This window comes from Actinoplanes sp. NPDC051633 (genome assembly GCF_040681735.1).
Lineage (GTDB): Bacteria > Actinomycetota > Actinomycetes > Mycobacteriales > Micromonosporaceae > Actinoplanes.
Genome location: NZ_JBFAZH010000004.1, coordinates 14,916 through 34,452 on the forward strand (window position 1 = coordinate 14,916; position 19,537 = coordinate 34,452).

At 67.7% G+C, this 19,537-nt stretch carries 16 protein-coding genes; 8 read left to right on the forward strand and 8 right to left on the reverse strand.

Annotated features, from left to right (window positions below):
* Positions 1-324 precede the first annotated feature (324 nt).
* Positions 325-3,672, forward strand: a complete 3,348-nt coding sequence (locus tag AB0M20_RS00590; protein WP_364291404.1) for a hypothetical protein — start codon at positions 325-327, stop codon at positions 3,670-3,672.
* A gap of 44 nt (positions 3,673-3,716) precedes the next feature.
* Here the strand turns inward: AB0M20_RS00590 and AB0M20_RS00595 are convergent, their stop codons facing one another.
* Complete coding sequence (locus tag AB0M20_RS00595) at positions 3,717-4,076, reverse strand: hypothetical protein (protein ID WP_364291407.1); 360 nt, start codon at positions 4,074-4,076, stop codon at positions 3,717-3,719.
* 255 nt (positions 4,077-4,331) lie between these two features.
* Here AB0M20_RS00595 and AB0M20_RS00600 point away from each other — a divergent pair, with 255 nt between their 5' ends.
* On the forward strand, positions 4,332-5,966 hold the full coding sequence (locus AB0M20_RS00600; RefSeq protein WP_364291410.1) for a DUF6119 family protein: 1,635 nt from the start codon (positions 4,332-4,334) through the stop codon (positions 5,964-5,966).
* A gap of 346 nt (positions 5,967-6,312) precedes the next feature.
* Positions 6,313-7,476 carry an IS110 family transposase gene (locus tag AB0M20_RS00605; protein ID WP_364291413.1) on the forward strand — a complete coding sequence of 388 codons (1,164 nt, stop codon included), beginning with the start codon at positions 6,313-6,315 and terminating at the stop codon, positions 7,474-7,476.
* Positions 7,477-7,851: 375 nt separating this feature from the next.
* Here AB0M20_RS00605 and AB0M20_RS00610 read toward each other — a convergent pair whose 3' ends face one another.
* Positions 7,852-8,412, reverse strand: coding sequence for a class IV adenylate cyclase (locus AB0M20_RS00610; RefSeq protein WP_364291416.1), 561 nt, complete (start codon positions 8,410-8,412; stop codon positions 7,852-7,854).
* A gap of 60 nt (positions 8,413-8,472) precedes the next feature.
* On the reverse strand, positions 8,473-8,883 hold the full coding sequence (locus AB0M20_RS00615; RefSeq protein ID WP_364291419.1) for a VOC family protein: 411 nt from the start codon (positions 8,881-8,883) through the stop codon (positions 8,473-8,475).
* 84 nt (positions 8,884-8,967) lie between these two features.
* On the opposite strand from AB0M20_RS00615, the gene AB0M20_RS00620 reads away from it, so the two are divergent.
* Positions 8,968-9,381 (forward strand): MarR family transcriptional regulator, encoded by a 414-nt coding sequence (locus tag AB0M20_RS00620; RefSeq protein WP_364291422.1) that lies wholly within the window; start codon positions 8,968-8,970, stop codon positions 9,379-9,381.
* Positions 9,382-9,386: 5 nt separating this feature from the next.
* Here the strand turns inward: AB0M20_RS00620 and AB0M20_RS00625 are convergent, their stop codons facing one another.
* Complete coding sequence (locus AB0M20_RS00625; protein WP_364291425.1) at positions 9,387-9,806, reverse strand: PH domain-containing protein; 420 nt, start codon at positions 9,804-9,806, stop codon at positions 9,387-9,389.
* A gap of 200 nt (positions 9,807-10,006) precedes the next feature.
* The gene (locus AB0M20_RS00630) at positions 10,007-10,606 is read right to left on the reverse strand and encodes a hypothetical protein (RefSeq protein WP_364291428.1); all 600 of its coding nucleotides are present in this window, start codon (positions 10,604-10,606) and stop codon (positions 10,007-10,009) included.
* Between the two features lie 130 nt (positions 10,607-10,736).
* On the opposite strand from AB0M20_RS00630, the gene AB0M20_RS00635 reads away from it, so the two are divergent.
* A complete protein-coding gene (locus AB0M20_RS00635; protein ID WP_364291431.1) occupies positions 10,737-13,619 on the forward strand; it encodes an AAA family ATPase in 2,883 nt (960 codons plus the stop codon).
* A 5-nt stretch (positions 13,620-13,624) separates the two neighbouring features.
* Here AB0M20_RS00635 and AB0M20_RS00640 read toward each other — a convergent pair whose 3' ends face one another.
* On the reverse strand, positions 13,625-14,755 hold the full coding sequence (locus tag AB0M20_RS00640; RefSeq protein WP_364291434.1) for a helix-turn-helix domain-containing protein: 1,131 nt from the start codon (positions 14,753-14,755) through the stop codon (positions 13,625-13,627).
* Between the two features lie 196 nt (positions 14,756-14,951).
* Here AB0M20_RS00640 and AB0M20_RS00645 point away from each other — a divergent pair, with 196 nt between their 5' ends.
* Positions 14,952-16,022, forward strand: a complete 1,071-nt coding sequence (locus tag AB0M20_RS00645) for a ferredoxin reductase (protein ID WP_364291437.1) — start codon at positions 14,952-14,954, stop codon at positions 16,020-16,022.
* Positions 16,023-16,033: 11 nt separating this feature from the next.
* Positions 16,034-17,239, forward strand: a complete 1,206-nt coding sequence (locus AB0M20_RS00650) for an acyl-CoA desaturase (protein WP_364291440.1) — start codon at positions 16,034-16,036, stop codon at positions 17,237-17,239.
* On the opposite strand, the gene AB0M20_RS00655 is transcribed toward AB0M20_RS00650, so the two are convergent.
* Positions 17,240-17,593, reverse strand: coding sequence for a nuclear transport factor 2 family protein (locus AB0M20_RS00655; protein WP_364291443.1), 354 nt, complete (start codon positions 17,591-17,593; stop codon positions 17,240-17,242).
* A 20-nt stretch (positions 17,594-17,613) separates the two neighbouring features.
* The gene (locus AB0M20_RS00660) at positions 17,614-18,213 is read right to left on the reverse strand and encodes a dihydrofolate reductase family protein (RefSeq protein WP_364291446.1); all 600 of its coding nucleotides are present in this window, start codon (positions 18,211-18,213) and stop codon (positions 17,614-17,616) included.
* Between the two features lie 199 nt (positions 18,214-18,412).
* On the opposite strand from AB0M20_RS00660, the gene AB0M20_RS00665 reads away from it, so the two are divergent.
* Positions 18,413-19,537, forward strand: a 1,125-nt coding sequence (locus tag AB0M20_RS00665) for a helix-turn-helix domain-containing protein (RefSeq protein ID WP_364291449.1), incomplete at its 3' end; no start/stop codon positions are given.

Below are 19,537 nucleotides of genomic sequence, written 5' to 3' on the forward strand. Positions count from 1 at the left end.
GTCAGAAAGATCTTGAGGTCAGACCCGGTGTGCAAACGGGACTGGCCGCGGTAGCGGCCCAGATAGGCGGCCATCGCCGCACGTAGGACGCCCTCGTCGGACGTGACAGCGGCTTGGTCAAAAGCAGGTAAGGCAGTCATACTTCACGGTCCATCATCCTTCGAACCAAGGACCAGCGCGCTCGGCGCGGCAGATGAGCATGCGCGGGTGGGACTCCAGCGGCTCGGCTGAGATACGTTCTTCAGGGAAGAATCGAACGGCGACGGTGAACTGTCGCATCCGACGAGGCTAGTGGTGCAACATTGAACGACGCCTGGAGCGTCGATGGTGGTCAAGGTGAGCGTGACGGAGTTTGAGGAAATCTCTTCTGCCCGGGTGTTCGCTGCCCGGCAGGCAGATCGACTGCGTACGCCAATGGTGCAGGAAAGTCAGCTACCGCTGCGAGATCTGACACCTGAGGTCTTCGAGCGGCTGGTGGCGGAGTTCGCGTTTCAGGTCGAGGGTTTACGCAACGCGCACTTCTACGGCAGGCGGGGGCAGAAGCAGTACGGTCTTGACGTCGTGGGCACCACTCGGGATGGAAGGACGGTCGTCTATCAAGCGAAACGCTTTCAGTCGGTCACCATCGACGACGTCCGTGAGGCAGTCGAGGCTTACGCTGGAAAAGCGGATAGCAGCTTGGACCCGTCGACGCGACGGTTCGGAGCCGGTCGGTTCGTCCTGGCTACCTCGGCGCCCATCGAGGAGGACACGGGATTCACTGATGATCTGCTGTCCCTTTGCGCCAAGTACGACGAACGAGGGCTCGCGGTAGACGTCTATGGCGCCGAGCACCTGTCCCGGTCCCTGCGCGACGCGAGCGGCCTGGTGTACGCCATCTTCGGCCCCGATTGGTCGCGGGCCTTCTGCGGCGTCGAACCCCCTCCGCCGGCACCCGGCAGGCCGTCGCCGTACGGACTGCTGGAGGGCCCTTTGGAGGAGCTGGATCTCGCCGAGGTGCCCTCTCGCGCGAGGACAATCGCCGAGCAATATCCGGAGACCGGCGCGCAGCTCCTGACAAGCGTTGCGGGCGAACTGCGCGCCCACGGCTACCGAGGACATGCCGACACCTTCGCCCGCGAAGCCGCGCAGATCCTGCTCGATGCCGGTCTCGCTGCGTCGGCATCCGACGTTTTGTGGGATGTCGCGATGTCACGATTCCTGCTCGGCGCTGGCTCTCCCTCGGATGCGCGTGGCTGGTCGGCGCGCCTGCCCGATGACCCGGTGCGGGCGGCCCGGTGGGCCGCGCTCGACGGACTTGGCGCGTGGTACGGGTGGACGAGCAGCCCGGCCGCCATCCTTCCTGCGCTGGACATCCTGCGAGACGCGGACGATCCGGAATACGCCGTCCTGACGTGCATCTCGATGGAGCAGGCCGTCACCGACGGACTATTCACCGGCGCATTCTCGGCAACCCCGCCGACCGGTGCGTCCACCTCAGAACCCGAAGACAGCAGCGCCAGCCCCAGCCGATTGCTCGATCACGGCCGGCATGCGGTGACGATCAGCCGCGATCGGGTATGGCGGTGCCGCTTGCGCTGCGCCGTCGCCGACGCCAGCCTGGACGGGCTGGAGCGGGCTCCGTCGACCGCTGACGTGGCGTCCCACTACGACAGCATTGTCATCGACGCCGGAGCCGGCCGGATACCGCCGGCGGCCGCGGCACTGGCGTTCGCCCGATGCGCTCGCGCGTACGCCACCGCAGGCGATGTCGAGACATCAGTGGACCAATGGCGCCGGAGCTTCATGGAATCGGTGCGCGCGGAATATGGCGGCGACGCCCGCAGTGCGATCACCAGCCTCGAGCAGACCGCGTTCCTGGCCGGTTTGCCGGACTTCACCGCCCTGTCGAACGTTCTGGCCGGCATTCCGGACCGGCGCAGCTTCCTCGAAGGCTCACACGACAGCTACCTCAGCGCGCTGGAGGATCTCCACGACAGCCGTTTGCCCGCAGCAATCCGGCAGGCGCGGCGCAGCCTTCTCCAGGAGCGTGCCGGTGGTTACATCAGTGGGGAAAGGCTGACCCGAAGGATCCTGTCCGACATTCTCGAAAGGGCAGCGCGGCCGCCGGAAGCCGTCGTCCAGGCCGTGCTCGCCGGAGATCACAAGTTGGCAGTGAAGCAGGCCGGCGAGACCCAGGAATGGATTGACCTCGTGCCAATCGCGCGCGCTGGGCCACCGTGGGCCGCAGCGGCAGCGATCCGTGTACTCGCCGCCCAGCAAGAACTCGTCCCCGATGACCGAATCGCCGAGATCGTCGACCTCCTGCTCGTCCCAGCCGAGTTGGCCTGGCAGACGTGGCATCTGCTAGCCGTGCCACCCGTCGCTGCGTTCGACGCGCTGGCCAGCTTCGCGTTCCGGGTCGACGTCGCTCGGGCAGAACGGTTGCTCGCCCTTGTCGAACCGGGAATGTCCCACGAATCGGCCTACACGAAGCAGGCAGCGCTGATTATTGCTCGTATCGCCGTCCGGTTCCCCGAGCACGAGGACCGCGCGGTCGCGTCGTTCCGTTCCGCCATCACCGCATACACAATCGGCGATGACTTGTGGTCCGTGATCCGGCAGCTCCCGGACCTGCTCGTACCCCTCACCGACGACATCCGCGCCAGTGCGGCACGCGGCAACCATCACGCGGTCCGGACCCTGAGCGAATGGGGTATCGCGACCACGGAGACGCGCCGGACCGCGCGCGAGCACGCGTACCGGTTACTGCGCATCCCGATCGGCCGCGTGTCCAACAGTGTCGGACTCAGCGTTTTCAGGGAGAACACCGCGCAGCTGATGCGGGCGCTCGTCCGAGCCGGCAACGGCGACGACGGTCCGCTGGACATTCAGCTCCCGCCCGGCGATGAGGCCGACGACCGCATGCCCGAGGACGATCGTGCGGCGATCGGCGCACTCGTGGCCGGCGACGTGACCGACCTCGCGACGGCCGTCGTGGACAAGCTCCTTGCCCTGGCAGGCGACCGTCTCGCCTCCGGCCAGAGCCGCGCCGAAGCAGTCCGCGCGGTCGTGGCAATGCGTGACGTCGTTCCTCCAGCCCGGGCGCTGGAGATCGCAAAAGCCTTCCTCCGCCTTTCACGCGAGGTCGGGCGTCACCCGCTCGATGCGCTCGCGTTCACCACAGATCCGCTGGCGTCCGTCCGCACGTCGACGCCACCGGAGACGTTGCAGGCGGCGGCGGCGGACGCCGCCGGACAGCTCTACATCAGAGCGAAAGCGGCCGACCCCGCACTCGGCGACGACCGGATTGCCGCCCAGATCGTCGAAGCCGCCGAGCCATTCCTGCGATCGGACAACGACCGCGAATGCATCGCTGCGGCGTGGGCCATTGGCGATCTTGCAAGCTCGGACGCGTCGCTCGTCAGCCTCGCGTGGCATCGCCTCGCCGACGTACGTGTGCTGGCGATGAACGTGTGGGATCGCAACATCAACCATCCCCTGGCTCTGGTCAGGCAGCTCGCCGCCGATCCATCACCGAAGGTCCGAGCATCGGTCGCGCGCCGGCATGCCGCACTCGCCGCCGCCCCAGAAGGCCAAGCGATCCTCGCCGTGCTCGCAGTGGACCCGCACCACGGCGTGCGGGCGGTCCTCGCCAGGAACCAACTCCCGCCAAAAGACTCGCCGGACTAGGAGCGCGCTCCACGCTACGCCGAGGGCGAGGCGGTTAAGCGTGCTCACAGAGTGCCGCCGGCCGCCCCGATCCGCTCGCCGCGGCGAGGCGCTCGTCGACGAGCTCGACCGAGCCCGTAACTACACGCGCGGCACAAGATCTGCTCGAAGTTCCGGCGCAACGAAAGCGGCCGGTACACAAGCTTGGGCACGGCCTGCGCCACGATCGGCAAAGCCCGGACTGCGCAGGCGAGTCCAATCACTGCGATCGCCAGTGTGGGTGTGGCCGCGAAGGCGATTCCGCTGGCGGGCGACCGCCGCCGCGGCGGGTAGATGCGGGCCAGGACGGCGAGGGCGGTCGCGTACGCGGCGAACACGATGGCCACCGAAAGTTTGAGGAGAAGGAGTGCGGCACGGATCGACATGGACTCTCTGAAGGTCGACGGGCAATGTGGTGCGGCCGCCTCCGTTAGTCGGCGCCGCGCTGCCGTTGACCAGCACGACCGTTGTCCGCCCACGTCAGCAGCGATCCGGCCCGGCGCGCGGCAGATGCGGGATTGACCGCGGTCTGCGAGCCGCGTCCGCGTTTTCCCTTCTCACCATATGACGATCCGTATTCACTCACTTACTTGGCGTCACTCGCACCTTCATGCTGAACGAGGGTCCACGAAAGGGTGAATATGCGAACAAGCGTTCGAAAGTTACCGCCGAAGATCCAATTCTCGACCTACCTCCTGCAGCGGGATGTAAGGACAGCTGCACAGGCTCTGCGAGAGGAGTATCGGCCCAAGGGGGAGAGGAACCACGAGATCCAGTCGGTTCCGTGCAGCGCCGCTGGCGGATCAGCGCGTGCGTTCCTGCGAATCTCGCCGCCCGATGAGCAAACGCCAGGTTGGGCGGAACAGCTTGATTGGCAGATCCACGGGCTTGCCAGCTTACGCAGCCCTTCCGTAGGTCTCCTGGTCATTGTTCCGTGCGGACATCGGCTCATTGCGTTCACATTCGGTCAAGGGCGGCACCTGCTTGACCCCGACGCGTATGAGCCAGGCTTCGGCCTCCGGGCGGGGGCCCGCACTCTGGACCGCGACCACATGCGGCACAGCGAATTACGCAGCATCGACGCCACGGGTCCGCTGCGGACCACCACCTTCCCCATCCATCAGGACGTTGACGCGTTCGGGTTCGATTTCGATGGCGACTGGGTGTGCCGGCTGACTGGCCGAACAGCCGTCGACGATGGCGACGACACCCCATCAACAGTGACGGCGGGAGACAGTTACCGCCTCCCGTGCGTCGCCGACATCGACGTTGCACTGCAGAAAGCGCGGCGACTCGTGGATCTACTCAACATTCCCCTTCAGGACGACGACCCTCTCGCCATCGTCGAGGACATGACGCCGCTGCGCCGCGGTTCCCGCGAGGTTACGCACCTGGAGAACCGACTGGTCGACACGGTCAGCCGAGGAGACCTGACGACCTCGGGGATAGCCCCCGTCGAACCGTTCGATTTTGCCGATATCGACCGGTTCGACCTCCTACTGCCCGGCGGCAAACGATATCCAGTCGCCGACTTCGCCATCGAGGCTGTTCTCGAGCTGTTGACGGGACTTAAAGGGCCGCTGACCACGGCGATGTTGAGCCGAGTTCGACTGGTAGCCGTGTCCACCACCGGAAACGACCAGATCAACGAGCCGCTGCGGCGCTGGATCGTGCACGAAACCACCGATGGCCAAGCAACGTGGCTGCTAACCCTCGGCCGATGGTTCCAGGTGAAGCAAACGCGGATCGACCGGATCGAGAAACAAATCAGACAGATCCCGGTTGATCGTGGCCTCGGTCTAATTCCCTGGCAGCGTTCATGGAGCGAGAAGCATTACAACACCGAAGCAGCGAAGGCGCTGGGAAATGCCGTTTGCATGGATACCAAGCTGGGGCGCTCCGCGCTGGGACGCACATTCGTCGAACACTGCGACATCCTCTTACGGGATCGAACATTCATCCATGTCAAGCGCGCGGACAGCTCACAAAGCCTCAGCCATCTGTTCACTCAGGGCGCCGCCTCGACGCTGCTCCTGGTGGACCGCGACGAAGCTTTCATTCGCGACCTGTGTCGACACCTGGATAAGCTCTCTCCCGGCCATCCAGCCGCCACTAATCCGTGGCCCAGCAAAGTCATCTACGCCATCGCTACACCACCACGACACCAGTTGCCACAGGGGCTATTCACCATCGCCAAGGTCGCCTTGATCAGTCAGTACCGCACCATTCGCCGACTTCAAGTCCCCGTCGCGATCGCACAGGTCGACCTGGTGTAGGCATGCACTGGCTGCCGGACTGTCTCGCTAACGGTGTTCTTGTGTCTCCGGAGAGAAGGTCCGGCGGCCCGGAACCGGTGCAATAGTACAACTCGCCACTTTCGTTCACTGCTCACTATCATCGGCTACTTGTTTGATTGATCTACGACCGCAGCCCGGCCAGGCTTGGTCGAGGTGACCGGTGGAACGCTCTGTCTGCGGCTGTCCACCGTGGTTTGGTGTGACTCTCATCTGGCGTGTGCTCTGCCGGTCACCGCGGCGCGGAGAGGCTCAAGAGGGGTATGCCCAGCTCGAAGTAGCGCTGCCCTCCCGCCGACGTCTTTGTCGGAACCGGGGAGGAAGAACAGTGACGCGAGTCGTCATCGGCGTGGACCCGCACAAGCGGTCCGCGACCATCGAGATCATGAACCACCGCGAGAAGCCCATCGGCCAGGGCCGCTTCAGCACCGACCGCGACGGCTACCGAGCGATGCTCGCGGCCGGCCGCAAACACAACGACCGGATCTGGGCAGTCGAAGGCTGTAGCGGTATCGGCCGGCACGTCGCCCAGCGCCTGGTTGCCGACGGCGAGACCGTCTTGGACGTGCCCGCGAAGCTGTCCGCCCGAGCCCGCGTTTTCGCCACCGGCCAGGGCCGCAAAACTGATCCGGTCGACGCGCACAGCGTCGCCGTGGTCGCCCTGCGCACCGACAACCTGCGGCATGTCACCGTAGACGACACCATGGTCGCGTTGCGGCTGCTCGTCGACCGCCGCGAACTGCTCGGCCGCACCCGAACCGAGACCGTCAGCCGACTGCATCATCTGCTGGTCGAGCTGGTGCCGGGTGGGGCGAAGAAGTTCCTGTCGACTCAGCAGGCTCGCGCGCTGCTCAACACCGTGCGCCCACGTGATGTCGTCGGCAAGACCCGCCGCTGGCTGGCCTCGGAACTCATCCACGAGCTCGCCGTCATTGACAAGAAGATCAAAATCGCCAACGCCGAACTCACCGAGCTGGTGAACACAACCGGCAGCACCCTGCAGGAACTCACCGGCATCGGCCCGACCGGCGCCGCCCGACTGCTCGGTGACATCGGCGACATCGGCCGCTTCACCAGCCGCGCTCACTTCGCGTCTTGGAACGGCACCGCACCCATCGACGCCTCATCCGGCGACCAGAAACGTCACCGGCTATCGCGGGCCGGCAACCGGCGCATCAACCGCGTCCTGCACATCATGGCCGTGGTCCAACTCCGCCGAGACACCGAAGGCCGTCGGTACTACCGGCGCAAACTTGCTGCCGGCAAAACCCCGATGGAAGCCATGCGCGCGCTGAAACGACGCCTGTCCGACATCGTCTACCGGCGCATGGTCGCCGACGCCAAAACCGCCGGGACGGGTCCGGGAGGACACATGGGGGCGACTCTGAAATCCAGCGCGGCCGACCCAAACCCCAAGATCGACACTTCGGAGAAGTCACTTCCCGGACCCGCCGAACCACAGCCTAGAACACCGCTTCTCACCGTCCCTTGACACAGAGGGGTGCCAGATGAGTACGTCGCGTCGCAGGTCTGGCTGCTCCGTGGCTGCTCGGATGTCGGATACCTGGGGCGGATCGCACTGGACACATAGGGACAGCGGCGACTGCCGGCCTCCTCATCATCGGCCGCGATACCTGGACCAGCGACAATCCAGCGGGATTGACTGCGTACGGTGCGGACAGTACCGTACGAATAGACTCTTACGGTTAGAACGGTTCTATCCAGACTTTTAATCCTTAGGTTCGGGGTTCGAGTCCCCGGCGGCCCACTGTACTGATTCCGAGGGCCGAACCCCGGACGCCCCGCGATCTATGGGTTGCGCTGGTTGGACCACCTTTGGCGGCACTGCCGGCTGACATGGGCTCGGTTAGTCAGTACTCGCGAAGGTCAATGACGACTCGCCGAGGATGTCGCGGCCGAGTACCTGTAGATAAACCTCGTCGACGCTGCCGTACGACGCGAGGGTCGGGTCCAAGTCGAGCGCGGCGGCGGCCTCGTGTACCGCTTGTTCGCTCTCACCCTCGATTTCGAGGTAGGTGGTCAGGCCGGGCCAGGTGTCGATGTCGTAGGTGACGCCGTCGAGTTTCCACTCTTCGCGGTAATTCTCCTGATAGCGCTTTGCGGTGTAGCCCATGGCTTCGAGGAGGGCACGGGTGTTCTCGAAGTCGACGACCTCGGTCTCGGCCTCAAGGATGCTGTCGATGGACGACGGACCGTTGTGGGCGACCTGTTTGTAGGTGAGGAAGGTTCGTTCGCCCTGGTTGCGTAGGCGCAGCCATCCACCCCGGGAGTCGATGTCGTCGTTGACGAACACGATCCGACGCATCAGGGTGCGGGCCATGACCTGCCGTCCGCCGCGGGCGCTGAGGCGCGCGGTGATCGTGCTGGGGTCGATGTCCAGGAAACGCGCCTCGTACTCAGGTTTCACAGATCTTCCCTTCGCCGGCGGAAGCCGGGTGTCGTCGTCGGACCGTTCGGCTCTGCTCGATCACGCCGCGGCCGTGCTGGGGTCCGCGGCGGCGTCCGAGGAGATCAGCACGACGTTGCCGTCCGGGTCGTCGATCATTGCCGCGTACGGTCCGGTCGTCCTCGTCGGTGGCATCCTTCCGTGGTAGCCAGCGGATGTGAGCCTGTCCCATTCGGCGTCGACGGCCGCGTCGTCACCGACGAAGAACTCCAGGACCTGCTGGTAGCCGCGCTCCGGGCGGACCCAGCTCGGATCGCTGCTCGCGGCGAAGCCCTCGGCGAGAACAAGGCTGACACCGCTCTCCATTCTGCAGATGGACACCGGCTGATCAGGATGCGGATCACGCAGATCAAGTCCGAGAAGACGGTAGAAGGCGATCGACCGCCGAAGATCACGTACATCGAGCCCGACCATCCCGAGTTGAACACCCACGGTTTGCTCCCTCCATGAGATTGTATGCGTAAGCCTACGATCTACCTGAGCTTACGATCTGTCAAGGCGTGAAAGGCTTAGGGCGTGGAGCGCGCGGATCTCGGAGCCATGGTGGGACGGCTCGGCCGTCGCCTGTTCGCGATGGAGGAGCCGATCCTGGCCGCCCATGAGATCTCGATGTGGGCCTACGTCGTGCTGACCGCACTGAAGGACAGGCCGATGCGTACGCAGGCGGCGCTCGCCGCGGCCATCGGCGCGGACAAGACGCGGCTCATCCCGGTGCTCGACGACCTGCAGCGGCGAGGGCTCATCACGCGGGAGCCGGACCCGGCGGACCGGCGGGTACGCCTGCTGAGCCTGACCTCCGCGGGCGGCAAGCTGCACGCAGCCGTGCAGGGCGACATCCGCGCAGCGGAGGAGACATTACTGCGCCAGGTCGCGGAGGAGGACCGGTCCGCATTCCTGGCCGCGCTCCAGACGCTCGATGAGACGCGATAGCCGGCCTAGCCGGACCGGTGCATCTTCCTGGCGTCCTCGAGCTGAGCCTCCACCGACCGCATCGTCCGTTCGCGCCATGGATTGGGCCCCTGCCAGAAGTGGTCGAACGCCGACATGCGGACGTCGGCGCCGTCGGTGCGTCGTACCCAGATCCCTCGGTCGTTGTGCCGGAAGCCGTCCACTGTCCGCCATGGCACCCGCACCGTGCGGATCCAGTTGACCAGGACCAGGTCCCCTGGGTGGACCTCGACGCGCAGGAACCACAAGCGAACCGCGACGGCAAGGAAGCCGATCGTGGCTATGGTGGCAGACACAGTCGTCCAGCTGACCGGAGTGATCCAGAAGGCCCCACCGATCGAGCCCAGCAGTGAAACGACGGCGTGGAACACTCGTCGCATCATCGGCGCGCGCATCACGATGGGCACGGTTGCGATTGTGGACGCCGAAGGCAACGTTGCAGGCCGGATGCAGACGGAATGGCAGACGGCGGGCGTCGGCTGCTGGTCGGGAAGGCCGCCGAGCGGCAGGTGCTGCTCTACGTGGTCAACGCCCCAGCCGGTGGGCGGTCCGGCACGGTGCTCATCGCCGGCGATGCGCGTCGGCAAGACCGCCCTCGTGAATGGTGTCAGATTTGCGGCTCGCTGATCGAGATGGAGGTCGTGTCGATTCGTGCTTGGCGTTCCGGGACATCGCCGCAGGTGCTGCCGCTCGTGGATCGAACGGGTCCGAACAGGTCGATTCGGTGGGTCCCGGGTGTAGCTGAGCGCGGCAGGTCCATCGACATGAAGACCTGCTGGTAGGCGCTGCCGAGAGTTCGGCCGGCGTAAGCGATGACCTTGTGCCGTACCGGGAGGCCGTCGAAGCGGAGCTCCGCGGCTCCGCACAGGACCGGGTTGCGGTGGCCCAGCACGACGAGGTGCGAGCCCGGTGTTGCCGTTGCGGGGGCGATCAGGCGGACACGCTGCTCGCCGCTTCCCGCTGCGGCCGGCAGCGGTGGGGCGGCAACGTCGCCTCCCTGCAGGGCGTTTGCGACAAGCAGGGCAGCGGCCGCGGCAACAGTGAGAGCGGCGGTTCGCACCGTTCGCCGGATCGGACGTTGACGAAGCTGCTGCAGGATCGGGACGGGTTCGGGTGCCGCCTGGTCGTCGAGATCGATCGTCAGGTCCTGATACGGCGTTGAGCTCAGAAACTGCTGCTGCGACGTGCGATTCGGGAACACCTTCATCCTCCTCCGGAGGCAACGCTGGATGTGATGCCTTCAGGCTGCTGCGGCCCGAGTCGGCGTACATCGGAGGCTGACCCTCAAATTCCTGCTGTGAACCCTCAGAGGACGCGGGTCGATCGGCGGCGGTGGGATGCTGACGGATGTGATGGGCGGTGGAATCCGTCGAGCGCTGGTCGGGCGAGCCGACGAGCGGGAGGCACTGCTGGGCCTGGTCCGGGGTGCCGCCGATGGTCATGCCGCGGTGTTGCTGCTGTCCGGGCAGGCCGGTGTCGGTAAGACGGCTCTGGTGCGCGACACGTGCGGACGAGTCCCTGACGACGCCGAGGTGCTGTGGGCAGGCTGCCTGCCGCTGTCGTCGCTGGTGGTGCCGTTTCTGCCGTTGGTTTCGGCCTGGCGGGACCGGGCGGCCGGCCGGGATGAGCCGGCACCGGATTTCGATGCCGGCCTGGTCGGTGTGGAGAGCTGGCTGGACGGCCTCTGCCGACGCCGGCCGGTGCTGCTCGTGGTCGATGATCTGCAGTGGGCGGACCAGAGCACGCTGGACGTGCTGATGTATCTCATCGCCGGGCCGGCGGAGCGCAGGCTGGCCGTGGTGGGCACATTCCGCTCCGATGACAGCGATCTCAGCGTTGCGGTGCGCCGATGGCTGGCCGATGTCCGCCGTCTGCCGCGTGTCGAGGAACTGCTCGTTGGTCCGCTCGACCGTCCGGCCACCGGGCAGCAGTTGGCCGGCTTGCTCGGCCGGCCTCCGCGCGAGTCATTGGTCGACGACGTGTTCGCCCGGACCCGGGGAAACGCCTATCTGACGGCGCTGTTGGCGCGCAGGCTGCCGGCGGATGCGTCGGTGGTGCCGGCCGGTGTCCCCCATGAGCTCCGCGACGCCGTCTCCCGCGCCTGGTACGACTTGTCTCCGCCGGCCCGGGAAGCGACCCGGGTGATCGCCGTGGCCGCCCGGCCGCAGCGCGCCGCCCAGCTCGCGGCCGTACTCGATCCGGGCGGCGACTTGCTCGCCACGCTGCGCGAAGCCGTCGACGGCGGCGTCCTCGCCGCGGGTGCCGACGGCCGGTACTGGTTCGTGCACCCATTGCTGGCCGAAGTCCTCGCGGACGGCATGTTGCCGGAGGAAAGGCAGCACTGGCACACCCTGTTCGCGGCCGCCCTCACCTCGGCACCGGACATGGCCGAGAGCGCGGAGCTGGTGATCGACATCGCCGATCATCACCATCGCGCCGGTGACGTCGTGCGAGCCTTCCGCTGGGCTCTGCGGGGTGCCGTCGCCGCGGAGAAGGCCGGAGGTGCCGCGGAGAGAACACGCCTGCTGCGGCGGGCGTTGGACCTGCACCCGCGGGTCGATGACCCGGAGGTGACCCGCCCGGATCTGCTGCACCGGATCCGGGCCGCCGCCGAGGAGTCCGGCCTGTACGAGGAGGAACTGGCAGCCGTCGACGAACTGCTCTCGGTGATCGACCCCGACCATCAGCCGTTGACCGTCGCCGAACTGCTGGTGCGGCGAATGCATCTGCGCTTCCTGACCGGTACCGAGTTCTTCGCCGTCGAAGGAATGCACGAGGCCGTCCGGCTGGCCGCCACCCAGCCGGGCAGCCCGCAGCATGTGCTGGCCATGGCGGAGCTCGCCGACGCCGAGATCTGGCACGACCTGCCGCCCGGGCCGGCCCGGGCCGTCGAGGCGGCCCGGCTGGCGCGCACCTGCGACTCCGACCGGGCGCTCACCTACGCTCTCGTGGCCGAGGTGATGGCCATCCAGATGGCGGCGGACGAGGACACGTTCCCGGCAGGCCGAGCCCAAGCGGAGGAGGCTCGGCAGGCCGCGATCCGAGCAGGAGACTTCTTCGGCTACGTGCACGCCACACTCTGGTACTGCAATTGTGTGGACTACGTTCACGCCGCACCGGTCCTCGCGCACCTTCGCCGATGTCGCGAGGAGATGGTCGAGCTCGGCGCCCCGCACGCCTACGTCGCCTGGCTGTCGGTCAGCGAAGCGGACGGGTACCTCCTTCGCGGTGATCCGCGAACCTGCCGGGACCGGCTACGAGTGGCGCTGGGCGCCAGCCCGGGACGGCACGCCGATACCTACTCCCGCCTCACGGCGGCGTTGCTGGCCTGCTGGCAGGGCAGAACCGCAGAGGCCAGGGCCCACCTCACCCGCGCCGAGGAACTGTTCGCCGAACAGTCCGGTTTCAGCACCACCGCCTTCGACGCCGTCCGCGCCGAGCTGGCCGTGGCAGCCGGCGACGCGCCGGCCGCCGTCGCCGCGGCCCTCACCGGACTCGGTCAGGACACCACACCGAACTTCGTCGAACGGCTGGTACCGCTCGCCGCTCGAGCGCTGGCCGACGAGATCCAGCGGCGCCACGACGTCGCCGCCGATGCGACTGCGGTCCTCGCGGAGCTCGAGAGCTTGCGTCTCAAGTTCCCCGCTGTGGTGGTCGAACTCGGACCCGGCCTGCTTCTTCGCCGGACCGGGGCGGCCATGCAGGCGTGGTACGACGCTGAGTACGCGCGTGGACGCGGCGATCCCGGCACTGCACAGGCGTGGTCGCGAGTCGCCGAGGCATGCGGCGCGGCGGAGCTGGGCTGGGACGAGGCGTACGCACAGTGGCGCACAGCCGAGGCGGCGATCCCGCACCGGGCGAGTCGAACGCAGGGCACAGCGGCCCTGCGCCGCGCATACCAGCTGGCGGTCGATCTGGAAGCCCAGCCATTACTGGCCAACATCATGGCGCTGGCCAGGTCGGCCCGCGTGCCGGTAGCCCCGGAGCCGATCGACCGGACACCGACACCCGGTCTGCCCGGTCTCACCCCACGGGAACGGGAGATCGTCGCGCTGATCGTCGCCGGCCGCACCTACGCCGAGATCGCCCACAGCCTCGTGATCAGCGAGAAGACGGTCAGCTCCCACATCTCCCACATCCTCGGCAAGACCGGCGCCGCCAACCGCGTCGAACTGGCCGAGCTCGCGCACCGAACCTCGTCCCCGACGGGCGACCACTGACTCGGTCACGTCTTGTCGGGTCGGCCCGCCGATCTCGCACGGGCGGGTCGCGTTGCCGTGTCCGGCACCGCCAGGGCGATCAACAACGCCGACAGCCAGTCCGGGTCGCGCAGCCGGTCGCCGTACAGCTCTCGCAGCCTGGTCATCCGGTAGCGCACCGTCTGCGGGTGCACGAACAGCTCGGCCGCCACGTCTTCGCGTCTGCCCTGGTGCCGCAGCCAGCTGCGCAGCGTCTCGACCAGCTTCGGCGAGCGGCCCGCGGCCGACGACAGCGGCTCCAGCACCTTGGCCCGCAGGTCGGCCAGCGCCTGCGGGTCGGCGGTCAGCACCAGCTCGGCCAGGTGGTCCTCGGTGTCGACGACGTGCTCCAGGGACGACAGGCCGGGGACGCCGAGGGTGCGTACCGCCCGCTCGTACGACGCCTTCACCTGCAGCCAGGGACGTGCCGGGCCGACGACCGCGCTCTGGCCGCGCAGCATGGCGAGGATCGCGGCCCGGGAGCTGCCGTCGGCGTCCGGCACCAGCAGCACCGAGAGGTTCGGCACGGCCGGCCCGGCCTCGCTCAGCCGCAGCGTGCGACGGTCGAGCAGGTCGACCACCGTCCGGGCGGCGTGCTCCGGAACGAGGACGGCGGTCAGCGTGCGCGGGGGCGACCAGTCGGCGCGCCGCGCGGCCGCGACGACCGTGTGGTCGGCCTCGCCGGCCAGCAGCGCCTGGGTGAGCTCCTCCAGGTGGCGGAGCTGGGCCCGGCCGGACGAGGCGAGCTCGTCGGCGTGCCCGGCGACGCTCGCCGCGGAGAGCTCGTCGATGTACGCGAACACCAGCTCGGCGAAGTGCGCCACGGTCGCGGCCGGCTGCCCGGTGCCGACGCTGATCGCGGCCAGCTCGTGCCACGAGACACGGGCGCCGACCCGATATGCCCCCAGCAGCGCGTCGAGGCTGCGGCCGCTGCGGGCTTCGCCGCGGCCCAGCGCGTACGCCGCCTCGAGCGCCGGCGCGAGCGGGGACTGCAGGTCAGGACCGTGCGCGCGGGACACCAGCCCGAGAAAAGTGCCGAGCGCGGTCCGTACCGCCCGCTCGATTTTCGCGCCCAGATCGCCGGCGAACGCCTCGGCATACGCCGGCACTTCGGCCATGATGGCATCGATGGTCTGCGTCGCGACATGCGGCAGTCGCTCCCGTAAGGGAGCGACGACTTCCGGTGACAGCCGGAAAGCCCGGACGTCAGGGAGAGGTTTCGTCACCCCTTCTTGTACCAGGTGAACAAAGATCATGGGGAGATTCACTTCGTCAGGTCAGGACTCTAACCCGATTGCGTAGGACGCTTGTTACGTGGCTGTTATACGCAACCTGCGGACCGGCGCCTGGCGGGTCGTCGAGCTGATCACGACGCCGGTGGTGCCCGCCGACTACCTGGATGTGATCGCTCCGCTGCGCAATGCCCAGGTGCTCCGCGCCAAGATCGACGCGGTGCGCCCGGAGACGGAGAACAGCGTCACCCTGGTGCTGCGGCCGGGCCGCGGCTGGGTACGGCACGAGCCCGGCCAGTACGTCCGCGTCGGCGTGGACGTCGACGGCGTACGCCTCTGGCGCTCGTACTCGATCACCAGCTCGCCCGATCGCCCCGACGGCCGGATCACCATCACCGTCACCACCGTGCAGGACGGCGCGGTCAGCAACCAGCTCGTCCGCCGGGCCCGGCGCGGCCAGATCCTGCATCTCGACCCGCCCACCGGCGAGTTCCTGCTCGGCCCGACCCGCCCGGCGAAGGCCCTGTTCGTCACCGCCGGCAGCGGCATCACCCCGGTGATGGGCATGCTGCGCAGCGCGTTGCACGAGATGTCCGACGTGGTCGTCGTGCACTCGGCGGGCACCCGCGAGGCCGTCGTCTTCGGCGCCGAGCTGCGGGCCCTGGCCGCCGCCGGCCGCATCCGGCTGATCGAGCGGCACACCCGGGTCGACGGCCGGCTCAAGCCGGCCGACCTGGAAGAGCTGGTGCCCGACCTGTTCGACCGGCAGACCTGGGCCTGCGGCCCGAACGCGATGCTCGACGATCTGGAGACGCACTGGGCCGACGGCGACGCCGCCCACCTGCTGCGCACCGAGCGCTTCCGCCCGACGCTGATCAACAGCGGCGGGGGCGGCACGGTCACCTTCACCGAGTCCGGCACCGTCGTCGAGACCGACGGCTCGGAACCGCTGCTCGACTCCGGAGAGGCCGCCGGCGTGCTGATGCCGTCCGGCTGCCGGATGGGCATCTGCTTCAGCTGCGTGCTGCCGCTTCGCGAGGGCGCCGTGCGCGACCTGCGCGACGGCCGGCTCACCGTCGCCGAGCCGGGCGACAACATTCCCGTACAGACCTGCATCTCCGCCGCCGCCGGCCCCTGCAAGATCGAACTTTAAGAGGACCCCGCATGACGACGATCCAGCGCAAGAATTCCAACCCGATCGCCCACCTCACGCCCGAGGACATCGAGCGCATCGGCGTCGAGCTCGACGCCATCCGGGACGAGATCATGGGCAGCCGGGGCGAGAAGGACGCCGCGTACATCCGGCGGACGATCGCCTGGCAGCGCGGGCTGGAGCTCGGCAGCCGCGGGGTGCTGCTGTTCTCCCTCTTCCCGCCGGCGTGGCTGGTCGGCACGGCCGGCCTGTCGATCGCCAAGATCCTCGAGAACATGGAGATCGGCCACAACATCCTGCACGGCCAGTGGGACTGGCTGCGCGATCCGAAGATCCACTCGACGAAGTGGGAGTGGGACCACGCCTCCCCGGCCGAGCAGTGGAAGCACTCGCACAACGAGCTGCACCACACGTATACCAACGTGGTGGGCCGCGACAACGACCTCGGCTACGGCATCATGCGCGTCGACGAGGACCAGCGCTGGCACCCGATGCACCTCGGCCAGCCGTTGTGGAACTTCATCAACGCCTGTTTCTTCGAGTACGGCATCGCCGCGTACGACCTGGAGCTGGGCAAAAACCTGGCTACCGAGGAGCGCCGCAAGGACCCGAAGTTCCGGGCCGCGCTCAAGAAGGTCCGCCGCAAGATCGGCAAGCAGGTGCTCAAGGACTACGTCGTGCACCCGGCCCTGTCCGGCCCGTCGTTCCTGCACACCATCGCGGCCAACGCGACGGCGAACCTGATCCGCAACCTGTGGGCCCACTCGGTCATCATGTGCGGCCACTTCCCGAGCGGCGTCGAGACCTTCGAGAAGACCTCCATCGAGGGCGAGACCCGCGGTGAGTGGTATCTGCGCCAGATGCTCGGCTCGGCCAACATCAGCGGCAGCAAGGCCATGCACATCATGACCGGCAACCTGTCGCACCAGATCGAGCACCACCTGTTCCCGGACATGCCGAGCAACCGGTACAAGGAGATCGCTCCCCGGATCCAGGACCTGTTCCAGCGGTACGGGCTGTCGTACACGAGCGGCCCGCTGCCGAAGCAGGTCGCGTCGGCCTGGTGGAAGGTGATCCGCCTGTCGCTGCCCAACCGCGGGGAGGCGGCCGTCCGGCGTCCCGTGGAGAAGAAGGCACCCGCGGTCTCGACCCGCTGGCGCCCGGTGAACGCCCCGGTGACCGCCCCGGCCCCGGCGGCCCAACCGACGTCTTCCTGATCAGCGCGGCTCCGCGTCGACCTCGACGGCATACGAGGCGATCAAGGTGATCATCCCGTCGGTGAACTCGTAGATGTCGCAGGACGAGACGGCGCTGACGCCATCAGAGCTCTGGTAACGGCCGATGGCGTCGACGGCGACCACCGGTCCGTCACCGGTCGAGACGAACCTCGGCCATGTGGTGACCGTTCCTTCGTTCTCCGTCAGCGTCGACCGGCAGGCCGCGATCACCTCATCGCGGCCGTGCAGGTCGCTGTTGCCCACCAGGCGCCACACGATCTCGGGGGCCAGACGGTCAAAGGTCTCCTGGAATCGGTGCTGGGAAAAGGATTCGGCGATTTCGCGGTTGTTCATCGGTTCCTCGGAGTCGGAGATCAGGTCGTCTTGTGGACGGCGTAGCGCATGACCGCGGCGCCGGCGTCGAAGACTCGTGCGTCGGTCAGCTTCAGTTGCAGATCGGTCCGCAGGTGGTCGAACATGCGGGGTCCGTCGGCGAGGACCGCCGGATGCACCACGACGAGGTACTCGTCGATCACGTCGGGCACGCTCGCCAGGGGACCGAGTGTCCGTGGCCCGAACGAGGCGATGATGTCGGCGCCCGGCTGCTCCTTCAGCTCCCGCAGCACGGCGGCGAGGTCGCCTGAGCGAACCACCCGGCGGGTCGCGGGGTCGTCTGCCAGGGTGTGCGAGAAAACGACCTTGGTCATCCCGGTGAGCAGGCGGGCGAACTCGTCACGGGCCGGGCTCGGCGGCACACCGATGTCCGGCGCGGTTCCGGCGGCGACCTGCTCCCAGTACGGCACCACGAATTCGTACAGCTTGCGGGACATGACCCAGGTGTCAGCCGCGGCGAAGCTCCGGTTGACATACGAGGTTTCCTCATCGCCCCACGGGAAGGGCTCCCAGAACAAGCCGTCGGGACGGCTTATGCGGCCATCCAGCGTGGTCTGCATGTGCACGATCACCTTACGCATCAAATTTCCTCCCGCGAGGATGCTAGGGAGCACATCTCTTGCGACGACAGGAAACGCACCGGCAGAAACCCGGAAGCATGCAGCCCAGGGTGACCGTGCGCGGTTGATCAGCTACACCGGCGTGCGCGGATGAAGGTGCTGTGGTGGGCTGGATGAACGTGCCGGTAGTCAGAGGGCAGTGCGAAGGGACATGTCATCAATGGGTGACAAGGTGGACCGGTTCGGGCAATTGCTTCGCGAGTGTCGCCGGCGTGCGCTGCTCTCTCAGCAACAACTGGCCGAGAGCAGCGGGGTCAGCGACCGGACGATCCGCAATCTCGAGCGCGGCACCGTCGCGGCTCCGCGGGTAACGACCGCGCACATGTTGGCGTCGGCGCTCAGGCTCGAAGGCGAACAACACGAGGCGTTCGTCGAGGCCGCCACCGCGCAACGCGCCGGCCGCAACGGCGAAGAGGCCACGCCGGGGCCGATGCGCGTCGATGCCGAGCTCGAGACGCTGTCGGGAAGCGCCCGTCTGGCCCTGCCCCGAGCGGCGCAGCTTCCGATGGCCGCCTCGGGATTCGCCGGACGGCGGTCCGAGCTGGCCGCACTCGATGCGGCATGGCTGTCGGCGCGTCAGCACGATCGAGGGGCGGTTGCCGCCGTCGTCGGGGGCGCCGGCATCGGCAAGACCACCCTCGCGGTCGAGTGGGCTCATCGCCACAAGGCCGCCTTTCCCGATGGCCAGCTCTTCGTCGACATGCAGGCGTTCAGCGGCGGCGACGGTGGACTCCCGCTGGCCGACGTTCTGTCCAACTGCCTGGAGTCGCTGGGCGTGCCGGCGCATCGCGTCCCGGCATCGCCGCAGATGCGGACCAGCCTGTACCGGACCATCACAGCCGACCTGCGCCTGCTCGTACTCATCGACAACGTCACCAGCGCGGGAGACATCCGCGCGCTGATCCCCTCCTCACCCACGGCCATGACGATCGTCACGGGCAGGCAGGACCTGGAAGGGCTGACGATCAGGGAAGGCGGCGCGCCCATCGTTGTCGACGTGATGGCGACGGACGACGCCCTGGACCTGCTCGGCAAACGGCTGGCGGGCCGGTCGCCGGCCCTGCCCCTCGACGCACTGCACGCCGTCGCCCAGGCCTGCGGCCGCCTTCCGCTGGCGTTGGCGATCGCCGGTGCGCGCCTGGCCGGCACTCGATCAGAGGACCTGCACGCCGTGGTCCACGAGATCACGCACGCCGCTGACCTCGGCCCCTTCCGGGCCGATGATGCCGACAGCGACATCCGCACGGTGTTCTCGTGGTCCTACCGCGCCCTCCCCGCCGACGCC

What these genes read in the sequence shown, in the direction of transcription:
- AB0M20_RS00600 (WP_364291410.1), top strand. Translation starts at nt 4,332, where the DNA reads ATGCGAACAAGCGTTCGAAAGTTACCGCCGAAGATCCAATTCTCGACC.
- AB0M20_RS00640 (WP_364291434.1), bottom strand. Translation starts at nt 14,755, where the DNA reads ATGGCCGAAGTGCCGGCGTATGCCGAGGCGTTCGCCGGCGATCTGGGC.
- AB0M20_RS00655 (WP_364291443.1), bottom strand. Translation starts at nt 17,593, where the DNA reads ATGAACAACCGCGAAATCGCCGAATCCTTTTCCCAGCACCGATTCCAG.
- AB0M20_RS00660 (WP_364291446.1), bottom strand. Translation starts at nt 18,213, where the DNA reads ATGCGTAAGGTGATCGTGCACATGCAGACCACGCTGGATGGCCGCATA.
- AB0M20_RS00650 (WP_364291440.1), top strand. Translation starts at nt 16,034, where the DNA reads ATGACGACGATCCAGCGCAAGAATTCCAACCCGATCGCCCACCTCACG.
- AB0M20_RS00595 (WP_364291407.1), bottom strand. Translation starts at nt 4,076, where the DNA reads ATGTCGATCCGTGCCGCACTCCTTCTCCTCAAACTTTCGGTGGCCATC.
- AB0M20_RS00590 (WP_364291404.1), top strand. Translation starts at nt 325, where the DNA reads ATGGTGGTCAAGGTGAGCGTGACGGAGTTTGAGGAAATCTCTTCTGCC.
- AB0M20_RS00630 (WP_364291428.1), bottom strand. Translation starts at nt 10,606, where the DNA reads ATGAAGGTGTTCCCGAATCGCACGTCGCAGCAGCAGTTTCTGAGCTCA.
- AB0M20_RS00635 (WP_364291431.1), top strand. Translation starts at nt 10,737, where the DNA reads ATGCTGACGGATGTGATGGGCGGTGGAATCCGTCGAGCGCTGGTCGGG.